At 59.5% G+C, this 15,349-nt stretch carries 16 protein-coding genes; 6 read left to right on the top strand and 10 right to left on the bottom strand.

Features of this window, described 5'->3' with window-relative positions:
• Window positions 1-19 precede the first annotated feature (19 nt).
• A complete protein-coding gene (locus tag SPHFLASMR4Y_RS15795; protein ID WP_089134403.1) occupies window positions 20-1,744 on the top strand; it encodes a diguanylate cyclase in 1,725 nt (574 codons plus the stop codon).
• A 9-nt stretch (window positions 1,745-1,753) separates the two neighbouring features.
• On the opposite strand, the gene SPHFLASMR4Y_RS15790 is transcribed toward SPHFLASMR4Y_RS15795, so the two are convergent.
• A complete protein-coding gene (locus SPHFLASMR4Y_RS15790; protein ID WP_260807168.1) occupies window positions 1,754-2,173 on the bottom strand; it encodes a VOC family protein in 420 nt (139 codons plus the stop codon).
• 132 nt (window positions 2,174-2,305) lie between these two features.
• On the opposite strand from SPHFLASMR4Y_RS15790, the gene SPHFLASMR4Y_RS15785 reads away from it, so the two are divergent.
• On the top strand, window positions 2,306-3,025 hold the full coding sequence (locus SPHFLASMR4Y_RS15785; RefSeq protein ID WP_089134401.1) for an SIMPL domain-containing protein: 720 nt from the start codon (window positions 2,306-2,308) through the stop codon (window positions 3,023-3,025).
• 22 nt (window positions 3,026-3,047) lie between these two features.
• Here SPHFLASMR4Y_RS15785 and SPHFLASMR4Y_RS15780 read toward each other — a convergent pair whose 3' ends face one another.
• The 5 genes from SPHFLASMR4Y_RS15780 to SPHFLASMR4Y_RS15760 form a co-directional block, all read right to left on the bottom strand.
• Complete coding sequence (locus tag SPHFLASMR4Y_RS15780; RefSeq protein WP_089134400.1) at window positions 3,048-3,878, bottom strand: hypothetical protein; 831 nt, start codon at window positions 3,876-3,878, stop codon at window positions 3,048-3,050.
• 39 nt (window positions 3,879-3,917) lie between these two features.
• Window positions 3,918-4,664 (bottom strand): alpha/beta hydrolase, encoded by a 747-nt coding sequence (locus SPHFLASMR4Y_RS15775; RefSeq protein ID WP_089134944.1) that lies wholly within the window; start codon window positions 4,662-4,664, stop codon window positions 3,918-3,920.
• A gap of 150 nt (window positions 4,665-4,814) precedes the next feature.
• Entirely contained in the window at window positions 4,815-5,162 is a 348-nt protein-coding gene (locus SPHFLASMR4Y_RS15770) for a hypothetical protein (protein ID WP_089134399.1), read from the bottom strand.
• Between the two features lie 52 nt (window positions 5,163-5,214).
• On the bottom strand, window positions 5,215-5,406 hold the full coding sequence (locus SPHFLASMR4Y_RS15765; protein ID WP_089134398.1) for a helix-turn-helix transcriptional regulator: 192 nt from the start codon (window positions 5,404-5,406) through the stop codon (window positions 5,215-5,217).
• Window positions 5,407-5,488: 82 nt separating this feature from the next.
• The gene (locus SPHFLASMR4Y_RS15760; protein ID WP_186265975.1) at window positions 5,489-5,920 is read right to left on the bottom strand and encodes a hypothetical protein; all 432 of its coding nucleotides are present in this window, start codon (window positions 5,918-5,920) and stop codon (window positions 5,489-5,491) included.
• A 339-nt stretch (window positions 5,921-6,259) separates the two neighbouring features.
• On the opposite strand from SPHFLASMR4Y_RS15760, the gene thrS reads away from it, so the two are divergent.
• Window positions 6,260-8,266 carry a threonine--tRNA ligase gene (thrS, locus tag SPHFLASMR4Y_RS15755; protein ID WP_089134396.1) on the top strand — a complete coding sequence of 669 codons (2,007 nt, stop codon included), beginning with the start codon at window positions 6,260-6,262 and terminating at the stop codon, window positions 8,264-8,266.
• Window positions 8,267-8,426: 160 nt separating this feature from the next.
• Window positions 8,427-8,942, top strand: a complete 516-nt coding sequence (infC, locus tag SPHFLASMR4Y_RS15750; RefSeq protein WP_089134395.1) for a translation initiation factor IF-3 — start codon at window positions 8,427-8,429, stop codon at window positions 8,940-8,942.
• A gap of 16 nt (window positions 8,943-8,958) precedes the next feature.
• Here infC and SPHFLASMR4Y_RS15745 read toward each other — a convergent pair whose 3' ends face one another.
• Window positions 8,959-10,047: an alpha/beta hydrolase gene (locus SPHFLASMR4Y_RS15745; protein WP_260807167.1), complete on the bottom strand. Its 1,089-nt coding sequence runs from the start codon at window positions 10,045-10,047 to the stop codon at window positions 8,959-8,961.
• Window positions 10,048-10,095: 48 nt separating this feature from the next.
• Between SPHFLASMR4Y_RS15745 and SPHFLASMR4Y_RS17215 the strand changes: the two genes are divergently transcribed.
• Together SPHFLASMR4Y_RS17215 and SPHFLASMR4Y_RS15740 are read left to right on the top strand one after the other, a co-directional pair.
• A complete protein-coding gene (locus SPHFLASMR4Y_RS17215) occupies window positions 10,096-10,512 on the top strand; it encodes a helix-turn-helix transcriptional regulator (RefSeq protein ID WP_186265973.1) in 417 nt (138 codons plus the stop codon).
• A 114-nt stretch (window positions 10,513-10,626) separates the two neighbouring features.
• Window positions 10,627-12,594 carry a hypothetical protein gene (locus SPHFLASMR4Y_RS15740; protein WP_145955571.1) on the top strand — a complete coding sequence of 656 codons (1,968 nt, stop codon included), beginning with the start codon at window positions 10,627-10,629 and terminating at the stop codon, window positions 12,592-12,594.
• 187 nt (window positions 12,595-12,781) lie between these two features.
• On the opposite strand, the gene msrA is transcribed toward SPHFLASMR4Y_RS15740, so the two are convergent.
• The 3 genes from msrA to SPHFLASMR4Y_RS15730 all read right to left on the bottom strand — a co-directional run bounded on the left by msrA (window position 12,782) and on the right by SPHFLASMR4Y_RS15730 (window position 15,335).
• On the bottom strand, window positions 12,782-13,519 hold the full coding sequence (msrA, locus tag SPHFLASMR4Y_RS15735; protein ID WP_089134392.1) for a peptide-methionine (S)-S-oxide reductase MsrA: 738 nt from the start codon (window positions 13,517-13,519) through the stop codon (window positions 12,782-12,784).
• Window positions 13,520-13,527: 8 nt separating this feature from the next.
• On the bottom strand, window positions 13,528-13,686 hold the full coding sequence (locus tag SPHFLASMR4Y_RS17210) for a hypothetical protein (RefSeq protein WP_186265972.1): 159 nt from the start codon (window positions 13,684-13,686) through the stop codon (window positions 13,528-13,530).
• Window positions 13,687-14,132: 446 nt separating this feature from the next.
• Window positions 14,133-15,335, bottom strand: a complete 1,203-nt coding sequence (locus SPHFLASMR4Y_RS15730) for a pyridoxal phosphate-dependent aminotransferase (protein ID WP_089134391.1) — start codon at window positions 15,333-15,335, stop codon at window positions 14,133-14,135.
• Between the last annotated feature and the right edge of the window lie 14 nt (window positions 15,336-15,349).

Below are 15,349 nucleotides of genomic sequence, written 5' to 3'. Positions count from 1 at the left end.
TTTGGGAAGGGAGCGTGTCTTGCGCTTATTTGTCGCATTTCTGGCCTTTATATGCCTCTCGTCCCCGGCCTTTGCCGAGGTGCCAATGGCCGACCGGCTGTGCACGCAAAGCAGCGCTCTGGACGTGACCGCCGCGACCCTGCTGAAATCGGGCAAGGCCTTTGACTGTTCCGACAATAAATATGCTGTCGAAGGGCCGCGAGTCTGGGTCAAGATCCCGTTTCATGCCGACACGCTGCCGGCCGGTACGATAGAGGTTCAGGGCGACAATAATGGCCTGACCAAGATGCAGGTCCACGCGATTCTCGACGACGGCACGATATTGTCTTCACGCTTGTCCGAACAGCAGGTCATCGACAGCTGGCGTCCGAAGGGCCACTACGGACTGGCGATCCCCGGCACGGAAAATCCTGACCTGCGCAACCGGATCACACAAGTCTATCTCGCGATAGACAACCCGGTGGTGGCGAGCAGCATGTCACTGATCCAGCTAGCCTCGAAAGAAAAGTGGGACGATCTGAAACTGCCGCTCTCGATCATGTTCGGCGTCCTGTGCGGCATGGCGATCATGCCGCTCTTCTATCATATCTTCTTCTATGCCGCCCTGCGCTACAGTTTCATGCTCTGGCACAGCGCGATGATCGCCGCGACGGTGGTCTATACATTCAGTTCGTCCGGCCTGATGTTCCTGGCCTTTCCCTCGACCAGCCTGCTGACCAAGATGTTGCTCAACTACTGGACTCTGGCCATCGCGGTTGCCGCCAGCGGTTTTTTCCTGGTCCGCTTCGTCGAACAGGGGAAGATTGCGCCATGGCTGCGCACCGGGATCATCGCGTCCTCCGTATTGCCGGTCATAGTCACCGCTTTCGTCCTGAGGATAGACGACGGTTATGACATGGATGCCCGCAACTATTATCATGCGTCCTTCCTGCCCGCGTTTTTCATCGTTCTCTACGCGATGGGCCACGCGCTGCACCGCGGCAGCAAGGCGATCTGGTTCCAGATTGCCGGCTGGACTCCGATCGTCCTGTTCGGGCTGGACCGGGTGGCCCGCGGCATGGACCTGTATATCGGCTGGCCAGCACTGGATTACGGCCTCTATTTCGCGCTGGTGCTGGAAACCATCATCCTCGCCCTCGGCGTCGCCAATCGCATCTGGCACCTGCGTCAGCGGCATGAAAATACCCTGCGCAAACAGGTCGAACTGACATTGCTCGCCGACACCGACGGGCTGACCATGATGAACAATCGCCGGTCCTTCGAGCGCGAGTTCCGGCGCAATCAGCGCGAGCATCGCTATAGCCATCTTGCCATCATAGACATTGATTTCTTCAAGCGGGTCAACGACCGCTATGGCCATGAAATCGGCGACGAAGTCTTGCGGGTTGTCGGCCGGCAACTGGATGCCACGGAACATTTTGCGGCCCGGATCGGCGGCGAGGAATTCACTCTGCTGATCAAGGACAGCGGTCGCCAGAAGCGCAAAAGCTATCCGGCCAAGGCGCTGACCGAAATCTGCGAGATGCTGATCAGAACGGTGCACGAGGAAGTGCCGGAAATTCGGGAACCGGTCACATTTTCGGTCGGCGTCGCGGCCATCGGCCGGCGCGCTTCACTGCGCGGCACGATGGCGACCGCGGACCGGCGCCTCTATGACGCCAAGAACAATGGTCGCAACCAGATTGTCTGGATCGATATTTCACCATCCCAGACGGAAACACCGGCGGGATCCGCTTCCGTCTGAATCAGGCGCCTACCATTCGCCGATATTTTCCATGCTCGCCCAAGGTTCCTGGACCGGCAATCTCTCGCCTTTCTGCAACAGCTCCACCGAAATATTGTCGGGCGAGCGGACGAAAGCCATGTAGCCGTCGCGCGGCGGCCGGTTGATCGTTACACCGGCGTCCATCAACGTCTGGCACAGGGCGTAAATATCGTCCACGGCATATGCGAGATGGCCAAAATTGCGGCCACCGGCATATTGTTCGGCCGGGCTGCCGTCTTCGGCGGGCCAGTTATAGGTCAGCTCGACTTCGGCCACATCCTCCTGACCCGGGGCGGCGAGAAAGATCAGCGTGAAGCGTCCCTGCTCGCTGTCGTAGCGGCGCACTTCCTCGAGGCCCAGCAGTCCGAAAAAGGCGACGGTCGCCTCCGGATCGCTAACCCTGATCATGCTGTGCAGAAATTTTATGGCCACATCATACTCCATTCATCGCTATTCAGAAACGGTTCATCGCTGATATCGCAATGCCGAACCGGGTCATTTGCAACAGCCTAAGCGGCTTTAAGGCGGAGGGAAAGAGAGATGAGCGAGAAATTTTTCGAAAGCAGGAACACCGTCTGGCTGACGAGCGCCGGCTTGCTGACCATCGGGCTGATTGTCGGAGGCTATCTGCTCGGCGACGGACTGTTGCGCGCGAAAATGGCAGACCGCAGCGTCACCGTGCGCGGCCTGGCCGAGCGCGAAGTGACCGCCGATCTGGCCACCTGGACCATCGCGTACAGCGCCCAGTCGAGCGATCTTCAGAGCGCCCAGACCGACATTGATCGCGACACCACCGCGATCACGGGCTTTTTCAAGGAACTGGGCTTCGAGGCCGATGCGCTCAAACCGACCGGTGCCAATGTGAACCAATATAGCAGCAACGGTATCCCGCAATATACGATCCGCCAGCGACTCAGCCTGCGCACCAATGATATCGACAAGGCACAGGCCGCGGTCGCTCGCCAGTTCGATCTGGTCCGGCGCGGCGTCGTCCTCGAGGACGGTTCGGGAATGAGCTACACCTTCACCAAGCTCGACGAGATCAAGCCGGAGATGGTCGCCGAAGCCACCAAGGACGCCCGCAAGTCCGCCGAACAATTTGCCGAGGACAGCGGTACCGATGTCGGCGGCATCAAGTCCGCTACCCAGGGCTATTTCAGTATCAACAGCCGCGACGGCGATGCCGGCGGCTATGGCGTGACCGATACGCCGTACAAGAAGGTCCGCGTGGTCACGACGGTGAATTTCTATCTGGATTGAGCGCGGGTAGCGCCGGCAGGGCTTATTCCGCGACGCTGGCCTGCAATTGCTCGAGATAACGGCTCGCTGCCTTGGCCGAGGGGTCGTCCGGTCCGAATTTGACCGCCCGTTCCCAATTGGCCGTGGCATTGGCCACATCGCCCGCTTCATAAGCTATATTGCCGGCCTCCAGAGCGATCGCCGGGTCGGTGCCGGCCAGCCTGGCGGCGACCGCGATATCCGATTTGGCCAGCGCAAGATCGCCCATGCGCCGCGCCAATGTTGCCGACAACAGCCAGCCGAGCGGATCTTCCGGGACCAGTTCGTGCACCAGCACGAATTGCTGCTTCGCTGCATCATATTGATCCATGGCAACATATATGCGCGCGATATCCAGATGCACTTCGCCCCGCAGCATGGCATCCAGCTGATCCTGCTCCACCGCCAAACCGAGATATTTCAGAGCGGCGGCATTATCGCCGGCGACGAAGGCCGCATTGCCGGCCTGTGACCAGAAAATCGCCGCGCGCTTGTCGCCAGCCGCTTCCGCCCCCTCGGCGGCCAGCACAAAGGCCGGCACAGCCTTTGGCCAGTCCTCAAGCTCTGCATATGCAAAGCCCAGACAATTGCGCGCCAGATATTCACCGCCCTCGATCTGCCATCTATTGGCGGCAAGCAGCCCCTTTTCCGGATTGTCGGCAGCCTGGTCGATACATTGGTTGAAGCGGATATCGGCCGGACTTTTCGGCTCCGGCTTTGGCTGAGCAACGGGTGTTTCGGGCCGGGCCTCCGATGGTCTGAGCAGGGGATCAACCGGCGAACCATAAGGGGTCGCCGATTGCAGCAGCACAGGCAAAATTATCGAAGAAATCATGAATGCATGCCCGTCAAAAAGATGTTCCAGCGTCCCATATCACCCCAGTCGCGAGACCACATCGATCAGCAGAGCGATATCCTGGTCCCGGGACAGCCGGTGATCGCCGTCCTTTACCAGATGGACCTGCACATCGTCTGAACGGATCTTCTTCGCGGTTTCCAGACTATATTCCCACGGCACATCGCTATCCTTCTGCCCGTGCAGCAACCGCACCGCGCCATCGAAGGCGATTTCCTTGTGCAGCAGGCGATTGGCGTCACCCGACTGCCAGAAGACCTGCGTCGTGACATAGGGTTCGTCGGAATATTCGCTGGCTTCCTCCAGCTTGCCGTCGCGCAGGATCGTCAGTTTCTGTTCCTGCGTGAAACCCCAGTCGGTAAAGTCGGGGGCAGCGGCAATGCCGACCAGATTCTTGACTCGCATGGGGCGCGACAACGCGACCAGCAGCATCAGCCAGCCGCCCATCGACGATCCGATCAGGGTGATCGAACCGGAGGTAACCTTGTCGATCAGGAACAGCACATCCTCGCGCCAGTCGATCAGGCTCTGATCCTCGAAATCCCCGCCGCTTGCCCCGCAGCCGGCATAGTCGAGCCGTAACATAGCCCTCCCCTGCTGCTTCGCCCACGCATCGAGCGCCAGCGCCTTGCCGCCCTCCATATCCGACATATAGCCGGGCAGAAAAACCAGGGTCGTCCCTTTCACGCCCGGCTTGGCCGGCGTGTAGCAATAAGCGAGCGATGCGCCGCCCGGCCGGTCGAGATATTGTATGTCGTCTTCCATATCGTCACCCGTTTCATGCCCCCGCGAAGGCGGAGGGTCCATCTCCAGCCCTATACTTTAAAAAGGAGGGATGAAAAGGCGCGATGTCTAGCCTTCCCTCGTGCAGCCACACGGCTCACCGGAAATCTGCTCGCAAGATATTGCCGGCCATCAGGTCACTGCAAAATAGACGATCGCCAGACAGAGAAAGCCGATGACCAGCATGCCGACATTGGATAGCAGCGGCGGCTTTGCCGGGGGCAATATAGACGCCAGCTCGGGGGGAATCTCGCCCTTGAACCCGAGCTTCCATTTGGGACGATCCTTGATGCCGTCCGCAATACCGAAGACATGGGAGTCGCCTTCTTTGCCGCGATAGACCAGATCATCGAAAAAATAGGCTTCGCTGCGCCACTGCTGTTCGTAAAGGGCAAAGCTCCTGCCGATCACTTCAATCCGCACCCGCCGCTTCAGCGCGCTGCCGCTATCGACGAACCAGACATGTTGCGAAACAGACATGAGCGGAGCTTATGTCAAGTCGCCGTCCGGCGCATCACAATTTTTCGATGCATCAGTCACGCTGGAAAATATCCTCGATCGCCATCGCGAAAAGATCCGCAATCCGGAACGCCAGCGGCAGCGACGGATCATATTTGCCGGTCTCGATCGCGTTGATGCTCTGCCGCGACACTTTCAGCCGTTCGGCGAGATCAGCCTGCGACCAGTCCCGTTCGGCGCGGAGAACCTTCAGCCGGTTTTTCATGCTTGCCACCGGGCCGGTCCACCGGTCATCCCGGACATCGCCACGCGGCTGCGACAGCCTTTCATGCAGGATAGCGAAAGGCTCATGGGTTCACTCCCCTGACGCGATGGAAAAAATATCCCAGGCCCCAGGCCGATATCACTATCGCCACCAGCGCGTCGGCACTCATCGTGCCCAATTGTTCCTCGAAGATCAGCCATACCATATTGGCAAAAATGCCGGTGATAATGGCGACAATTGCGCCGTTGGCCATCATCTGGAAGAAATAGTCCTCGATCTTGCGGCGATCCAGCGCGGCGGCATAGGTCGCGACATAAGACAGGGCCAGGGTGAGCAGCACCGCAGCGATAATCTTGGTCAGCGGCGCAATATTGCCCGGGCGAATTTCGTTCGGATCGAATATCGAAGTCGCGAGCAGCCCCAGCCCCACGAGCAGGATCCCACCGAACATCCAGTCGGGCTTGAGCATTCGGCAAAGACGCTGCCAGAGGCCGGGCGAGCGGCTGCCGGTCATCACATTGCCCCAAGGAACAGGATCACCAGCGCCGCCCACATGGCGATATTTTCGTTCGGGGTCATAGCGCGCGAACGGCATTTAAGAAATTTCATCGTAACTCTCCATCAAGTTTCATGGACAATATGTCATGCTTCCTTGACTTATTTGACCGATTCGCCTCGATATGTCAAGCAAACATTACATAATGTCACCTTGTCTTTCCTCCCCTCCTCCACTCGGCGTCTGATTTGGTTGACTTGAAACCCCAAAAGTCTAAGTCAAATCCCACCCGGTGATGGCTGGTTTCCCAGCCTTCCCCGGCCCCAACTTTGACAAATATTGAGATGACCTGAACCCATGACCGAGATGATCACAATCACCCTTCCCGACGGCAGCGCGCGTGAAGTGGCCATGGGCACTACCCCCGCACAGATAGCCGCCGACATCGGGCCGGGCCTTGCCAAAGCCGCGCTGGCGGCGAAGATTGACGGCGAACTGCGCGATATCATGCGGCCGCTGGAGAAAGATACCGAACTCGCTCTGGTCACCTCGCGGGACGAGGAAGACGCGCTGGAACTGGCGCGCCACGACTATGCCCATGTGCTGGCGGAAGCGGTGCAGAATCTGTTCCCCGGCACACAGATCACCTTTGGTCCGTCGACCGACGACGGCTTCTATTATGATTTCGCGCCCGCCGGCGATCCGTTCACCGACGAAGACCTGCCGAAGATCGAGGAGGAGATGAAACGGATCATCGCCGCCGACAAGCCGCTGCGCCGGGAAGTCTGGGAGCGCGACGACCTGATCGCCCGCTGGCAGAAGGACGGCGAGACGTTCAAGGCCGAATGGGCGGCCGAACTGCCCGAAGGCGACGAGTTCACGGTCTACTGGTCGGGTGACGACTGGATGGACATGTGCCGCGGCCCGCATCTCGCCTCGACCGGCAAGCTTGATCCCAAGGCGTTCAAGCTGATGCGCGTGTCCGGCGCCTATTGGCGCGGCGACCAGCGCAATCCGCAACTGTCGCGCATCTACGGCACCGGCTGGCTCAACAAGAAACAGCTCAATGCCCATCTCGTCCGGCTCGAGGAAGCGGCCAAGCGCGACCATCGCAAGCTCGGTCAGGAAATGGATCTCTACCATATCCAGTCCGAAGCGCAGGGCAGCATTTTCTGGCATGCCAAGGGCTTTGTCATCTGGCGCGAGCTCGAAGCCTATATGCGCCGCGCCATCGACGGCGCCGGCTATGACGAGATCAAGACGCCGCAATTGATGGATGTTCACCAATGGGAACAATCCGGCCACTGGGGCAAATATAGCGAGAATATGTTCGCCGTGCCCGACGAAGTGCCGGATGCCGAAAGCGATGGCCCGGTCGTTACCGGGACCGAAGGCATGATGGCGATCAAGCCGATGAACTGCCCGGCCCATGTGCTGGTCTTTCGTCAGGGAATCAAAAGCTATCGCGACCTGCCCCTGCGCCTGTTCGAACATGGCTGCTGTCACCGCAACGAGCCGCATGGCGCGCTGCACGGATTGATGCGCGTGCGCCAGTTCACCCAGGATGACGCCCATATTTTCTGCCGCGAGGACCAGATTGTCGAAGAAGTCCAGGCATTCTGCGCACTCGCCAACCGGGTCTACAAGGAAATGGGTTTCGAGAGCTTTTCGATCAAACTGGCCCTGCGCCCCGAAAACCGCTTCGGTTCCGATGAAGAGTGGGACAAGGCCGAGGACGAATTGCGCCAGGCGGTGATCGATGCCGGCATGGCGACCGAGGAATATGGCTGGGAAGAACTGCCCGGAGAAGGCGCATTCTACGCGCCAAAACTCGAATGGCATCTGACCGACGCGATTGGCCGGACCTGGCAGGTCGGCACGATCCAGTCGGACCGCGTGCTGCCCGAACGTCTCGACGCGAGCTATGTCGGCGAAGATGGCGACCGCCATCGCCCGGTCATGCTCCATCGCGCCATTTTCGGCAGCTACGAACGATTCATCGGCATATTGATCGAGCATTTTGCCGGCAAAATGCCGCTCTGGCTCGCGCCGACCCAGGCGGTCGTCGCCACGATCGTGACCGACGCCAATCCCTATGCCGAACAGGTTGCGGAGAAGCTGAAGGCCGCAGGCATCCGCGTCGAAGCCGATTTGCGCAACGAAAAAATCAACTACAAGGTCCGCGAACATTCGGTGGGCAAGGTGCCCAATATCCTTGTCGTCGGCATGCGCGAAGCGGAAGAGGGCAAGGTCGCCCTGCGCCGACTCGGCCAGAAGGAGCAGGAGTTCCTGACGCTCGATGAAGCCGTTGCCAAGCTGAAGGAAGAAGCACTGCCGCCGGACTTGAAATCAGCGACATATTAACGATATATGGAGAATAGCTGTTGCATTCCGACAACGGCTTCCATGGCTAATGACTCTTTCGCCATCAACAAGGCTTTATTCCGTCAAGCTTTGCGGCTAATGAGCCAACATAGACAAACACTCAGGAGTATTTAACATAGCTGCACCCCCTCGCCGCCCCATGCCACCCGTCAAAGGTGGCCCGCGATTCAACGATCTGATCAATTCCGACACCGTAAGGGTGATTGACGACAAGGGCGAGAACCTTGGCGTGATGAGCACCCGCGAAGCGATTGAGCGTGCAGCAGAAGTTGGCCTCGACCTGGTCGAGGTTTCTCCGAACGCGCAGCCTCCGGTTGCCAAATATCTCGACGTCGGCAAATTCAAATATGAGGCCCAGAAAAAGGCCAATGCCGCGCGCAAGACGCAGAAGGTTCAGGACGTCAAGGAAATCAAGATGCGTCCGAATATCGACGATCATGATTATAACGTCAAAATGCGCAACGTGAACAAGTTCATCGACAATGGCGACAAGGTCAAGGTGACCCTGCGCTTCCGCGGTCGTGAAATGTCGCACCAGCAGCTCGGCATGCAATTGCTCGTCCGGGTGCAGGAAGACATGAAGGAAACCGCCAAGGTCGAGGCCTACCCCAAACTGGAAGGCCGTCAGATGCTTATGGTGCTCAGCCCGAAATAGCTCCGGCTGCTGTCCTTCAGCTGGTGCGCCGATAGCGTGCATCGATGAATTCCGCCACCAGATCGAAGCTTTTCCGGGCATCCTTGGATCCGAAACGCTCGAGGTGATGGCGCGGGCTGTCCCAATAGTTCATCCGGACCGGGACATTGGCATCCTGCGCCTTTTCGGCCAGCTGTACAGCATCATCGAAATGCATGTCATGCCGGCTGCAGTGGATGGCAAGCGGCGGAAATTCGCGCAAATCGGCGTAGACGGGTGAAGCGCGCGGATCGGTTGGCAATGTATCTCCGAGATAGAGCTTGGCGCTAAATGCAGCCGTTTCCATCCGGAACGGACTGCTGCCATTCAGGCTCTTGGAAATATAGGACCAGCCCCGCATCGCCAGATCCCCCCATGGCGAGAACAATATCGCCCCGCCCGGCATCGGCACCCTGCGCTCCCGCAACTCCAGCATCATCGCCAGCACCAGAGTGGCGCCGGCGCTGTCGCCGGACAATATGATCCGGCTCGGTGCCTTCCCGGCTTTCAGCATCGCCTCATATTGATCGGCCAGATCCTTGGCCGGCAGGGGAAACGGATATTCAGGCGCCAGACGGTGCTTGCCGATCACCGCCTCGCATCCACAATGTTCGGCCAGACGAAATGCCAGCCCCACCTGTTTCGGCGATGGCGGCAATATAAAGCCGCCGCCTGGCACATAGAATAGAATCGGTTCCTCGGATTCTTCCTCCGGCCACTCGCTGTCCGCATAATCCGCGACAAGCGGAGACGCAGGGTCGAACAGCAATTGCGTATCGGGCGGCGACTGCATGACCGGGTTGAAAATCGCATAGGTCCCTTTGGCGGTTGCGGTCCGGTAGGCGGAAAGCAACCGGTCGCGCTCGACCGGGTCAGCACCATTGGCTATTGCCGGTTTCAGGGCGCGAACCAGCATGGCCTTGATGAACCGGTTCTCGATCCGCGCGCCGAAATCCGAAAAGCCTTTTACCACCGGCGCCATTTGCGACTGGATGGCATGGGCAATTTTATTCGCTTCCAGCTGGACCAGCCGGAGGTCAATATCGCTATCTGCAATCGCAGGATATCCCGGGACAGAGGCTTCCATGGTCAACCTTCTATTCCAGCAGCACAAAAAATGATAGAGGGGGTCAGGATGACGGACAGGAAACAGCAGCCGAAGCACAAGGACAGTCAGGTCGACTATTTGCGCCCGTTCCTGAATCAGTTCCGCGGCGATGGCGTAAAAATCAGTTCCGAGCCGATATGGTCGGAACGGGTAGAGGAGATCATCGCCAATCTTCCCGCAGAAACGCTGGACGGTATCGTTAGCCGTATCCGGCAATCCAGCGAAAACCAGATTGTCGATTTCGCGGCATTCGGCGAAGCCCATGGCCTGACCCCGGCAGAGATCAAGCTGGTCGATAGCATTGTCGGCGGCCTCTCCGTCCCCGAACATGCCGAATGTCACGGCATCTCGGTCAATACTGCCCGTGTTCACATGCAACGGGTCCTCGAGAAAACCGGATCGAGACGGCAGACGGATCTGCTGCGCAAGGTCCTCGGCCACTAGTGCCGCGCACGCCATCGCCACATTTGCATATAATATAAATGCATGATGCGCGGCTTTGGCCGTGTCCATATCCCGGTGGGCAAGGGTCAGCTTTGTCCATGCAGGGAGTGAATCATGAAACGAGTACAGATTGCGACAGCATTATTGTTGGCCGGAACCGCCACCCATGCGCACGCACGGGAGCGGCTGGACCTCGCCTCGGCGACACCCGTGGCGGTGATCGGAACGGAAGATCTCGACAACCATGTGGACAGGCTGGTCGATATCGGCACCCTGTGCGGCCGGAACAGGGGGAACCCGGCCTATGGCGTCAACGCCACCCCGGGCAGGATGCCCGAAGTGCACATCCGTGGTTTCAAATCCGAATATGGTGCTCGCTATGGCGCGGTGTTGAACGAAATCCGGGTGCGGGGCTCCAGCCCGATTGCTCCGGAAAGCCGGCCGCTGCTGGCCCCGGAAGTGCAGCAGATTGAGATTCTGCAAACTCCACAAGACCTGAAGTGCGACGTCTATCCCGACTTGCAAGTTCTCGCGGCCGGCGGCGGGCTACCCTCGCCACCACCAGCATCCGATCCGGCTCTGGAAGTGCATGCCTTGCCCCCGGATGTCCGGTCCGGACGCCCCCTGCGAACCGCGGCGGATCTCAGGGCAGAACTGGATGGGCTGGTGGAGCTCTGCCGCAATGGCGCCGATGACGAAACCAACGCCTCCCGGATCAGACGCTATGAAAAGCTCTTCGGCCAATGGCGCGAACTGAGGGCGATCCGGGATGATTTGCGCGAACGGCTGCTGACCAACGACCCGGATCTTGATCAGGCAGACGCGATCAACCAGCTCCGCAAGCTCGATCCGGCAATCGAGGGTGTGATATTCCCGAGCCAGCTCAAATGCCCGCCATCACCGGAGGAACTGGCGCAATCGGCATCAGACCGGACCATAATCTACAGGGAATATTCGCCTTCGGTGGGCACAAATTATCTCGTTCGGATGGCGGGAATGTCGGCAAATCCCGATATACTGCCTTCGGGCGAGCAGCGCGAACTTGCCTTCAAGCCCGATATATCGGCAGACAGCGGTGTCCGCCCCCTGTTCGAGGAACCAGCGGAATCCTACGCGGAGCCGCAAGGCAAGCCCCAAAATTACGGCGACGAGATCTCCGTCTCCTTGACCGGGAGCCTGGGCAGTCTTGATCTGGGCGACCGGGATAGCGGCATCGGCTTCCAGCGCACGGCCGCGGGAACCGAAACCTTCGCCGACCCGGCGACGACGAAATTTGATAGCGTCGGGTTTTCGCTGGGCGTGAACTACAAGCTCGACGACACGGTCGGTCTGTACGGCAGCTACGGCTATAGCGAGGGCGATGCGCGCACCGAATTTGCCATAGCCGCCGGCGGGCCGGTAGATGTCGGCTTTGTTTACGGCGAGACTTCACCCAGCGGCTCGACCGGCCTTGCGATCGGCAACCGCGGCCTGACCGGCTTCAACCTGTCCGAGGTCAGCCTGCACGAATTCAAGCTGGGCCTGGCGACACCGATTGCCGACAGGGACGGCTTCAGCGCCGTTGCCATGGCTTTCGCCAATGTCCTGCTGTTCGACATGGATTTTGAATCCCAGGCCCAGTCGACGGTGTTCGGGTCGGTGCTCGAACAGAGCCGCGACCAGAGCGTTTCCAGCACCTATCTGGGTATCGGTGGCGCGCTGGGTGTGAGGCAGGACATCGGTCCCGGCGTGGCCCTGACCGGTTCTGCTGCGGGTGGAATCTATTATCGTGACAGCGACCTTACATCCATGGAGTGGAACAGTTGCGCCTTATGCCCTGCGGCCGACCAGGATTTCACGATCAGCATCGATGAATCGGATTCCGGCGCAGCCTTCGCCGGCCAGCTTTCGGCGGCACTGGAATTTGACGTCACAGCAAAGATCAAATTCGCGATCGGTGCTGACGCCAGCTATCTTTCGGACACAGGGAAAATCATCAACCCCAGTTCCGGTGATCAGGTGCTGCAGGGTGAAACGACGCGGCTCGAGACAACCGACGCCTGGCGCTGGCGTGCCACGGCGGGGCTCAAACTGCGATTCTGACAGAGATACTGTCCGTACCAACGAAGCGGGAGCCGCACGATTCAGTCGGGCTGGCTCCTTGCCATCCACAGCATGCCGATGCCGATGACAATGGCAGCAAGGGAAAGCAATATTTCGAACTCGTGGTTGACCATGACAGCCTTCTAGCAGGCGACAGCTAACAGCCGGTTAAGTCGCCGAATTCGAACTAGCCTACCGGCTTTGACCGATAAAGATCCGGGAAATGGCGCTTCAGATTGGCGACCTTCGGCTTGTCCCAGCGGACGATATAGGCCTGACGCGGGTTTTTCTGCATGAAATCCTGGTGGTAGGCCTCGGCCGGATAAAAGGCCTTGTAGGCCTCGATCTTCGTCACGATCGGCCGCTTCCAATAGCGGCCCTTTTCCAGTTGCGCGATATAGGCGCGGGCCGCCTTGGCCTGCGCGCCATTCATCGGCACCAGCGCGCTGCGATAATGTTTGCCGCGATCCGGCCCCTGGGCGTTGAGCATCGTCGGATCGGCGATCACCGAAAAGAATATCTGCATCAGCTTGCCATAGCTGATCTGGCCGGGGTCATAGACCACCCGCACCGCTTCGGCATGGCTGCTCAGCCCCGCGCTGACCAGCTTGTAGGAGGCGCTGCGCTTGCTGCCACCATGATAGCCGGACGACGCGCTGATCACGCCCTTTGTATGTTCGAACACACCCTCGACGCCCCAGAAGCAGCCGCCGGCAAAAATGGCAACGGCCCGCTTGCCGCTGTCCCGGACATCGACACGCGGCTTCGGAATGATCGTGGCTTTCTCCGCCGCATGGGCTTCCGCGACAAAGACCGGCCGGTTGTGGTAATCACCCGGCAGCGCGCTCTGCGCTCCGGCCCAGACCACCGCGACACAGGCCAGGCTTGCGCCAAAGGCAATCGCCCGGGACAGGGTCGGCCCCACCGGAGCCTCTAGCCCGCTATCTGTGCAGCAGCGCTGACGGTGGCGGAAAGAGTCTGGCCGGCATCGGCTGGCTGGTCGGCGGGTTGCATGAAAAACAGCATCAGCGCGCCGGCGAGAAAGCCGCCGCCGAGGCTGTAGGTAAGATCGGATTTGAACAATTTCATCATGGCCTGTTCCTTGGGGGACTATGAAGGGTTCGGGGCATCCCGCCTGTTGGTTACACCCTCTAATATAGTTTTCCTGTCGCCGCTGTGAACCTGATCACAAGGTCATATTCAGTTTGCCGGCGTGAAGAATTTCTATCGATATGGGGGAGGTTTTCCGGTCTCGCGGCAGTTCACTGCGCGAACGCCTCCGACGGTTTTTTTTGTTTAACCTCAGGCGCCGGGCGGGCGCATCCGCGCCCTTGGCTTTCGCGCCATAAGGCGCGGCGGCCGGTCGGCCTTGCCTCGGCTTCGCCTCGGTTGGAAACTAGCCTACAGTGGGAGCGCCGATCCGACGCGAAGCGGAGGCAAGCGCGACCGCGCGTCGGGCGATAGCCCGCCCCGTCGGAGGCGTTCGCGCAGCGAACCGCCGCGAGACATAACGCATGCGCCCGCCCGGCGCCTGAGGCCTAAGTCAACGCCGCGCAGGCCCTTTGAATTCTCGTGCAGGCCTCGGTCAGCAACTGTTCCGATGTCGCATAGCTGATCCGGAATGCGGGCGAGAGACCGAAGGCCGCACCATGCACTGCCGCAACCTGTGCTTCTTCCAGAAAATAGGTGATCAGGTCTTCGTCGCTGTTGATCACTGCGCCCTTGGGCGTGGTTTTTCCCATCAGCCCGCTGGCGTCGGGATAGACGTAAAAGGCACCTTCCGGTGTCGGGCATTGCAGGCCCGGCGTATCGTTGATCATCGATACAACAAGATCGCGGCGCTTTTCAAAGGCTGCGTTGCGCTCGACCAGAAAATCCTGCGGGCCATTGAGCGCGGCGACCGCCGCCGCCTGCGAAATCGAACAGGGGTTGGATGTCGACTGCGACTGCAGCTTGCCCATCGCCTTGATCAGCCATTCCGGACCACCGGCATAACCGATCCGCCAGCCGGTCATCGCATAAGCCTTGGACACGCCGTTGACGGTCAGTGTCCGGTCATACAGTTCCGGGCAGACCTGCGCGATCGTGGCAAAAGGAAAATCGGCGTACCAGATATGCTCGTACATATCGTCGGTCATCACCATCACCTGCTTGTGCGAAGCCAGTGCCCCGCCCAGTGCCTTGAGTTCGTCGGCGCTATAGGCGGCACCGCTCGGGTTGGACGGCGAGTTGAGGATCAGCCATTTGGTCTTTGGCGTGATCGCGGCTTCCAGCTGTTCGGGCGTGATCTTGTAATTCTGATCCGCGCCGGCCTCGATAATCACAGGCGTACCGCCGGCGAAATTGACGATATCCGGATAGCTGACCCAATAAGGCGCCGGAATGATCACCTCGTCCCCTTCGTCCAGTGTCGCGACCAGCGCGTTGAACAGGGTGTGCTTGCCGCCATTATTGGCAGTGATCTGCTTCGCGGTATAGGTCAGGCCGTTGTCGCGCTCGAACTTCGCGATAATCGCCTGCTTCAGCGCAGCCGTGCCATCCACCGTCGTATAGTTTGTATCACCGTCGCGGATCGCCTGGATCGCGGCTTCCTTGACAAAGTCGGGCGTGTCGAAATCGGGTTCGCCGGCCGACAGGCCAATCACATCAATACCTTGCGACTTCAACTCGGTAACCTTGGCGGTCATCGCAAGCGTGGCAGAAGGTTGGATACGTCCGAGTGCTTTGGAAATAATGGTCATGGAAGGTCCTGTCT

The sequence above is a fragment of the Sphingorhabdus sp. SMR4y genome (assembly GCF_002218195.1).
GTDB lineage: Bacteria > Pseudomonadota > Alphaproteobacteria > Sphingomonadales > Sphingomonadaceae > Parasphingorhabdus.
Note: the sequence above shows the minus strand (reverse complement) of the source record. Positions and strands in the feature narration are given on the sequence as shown.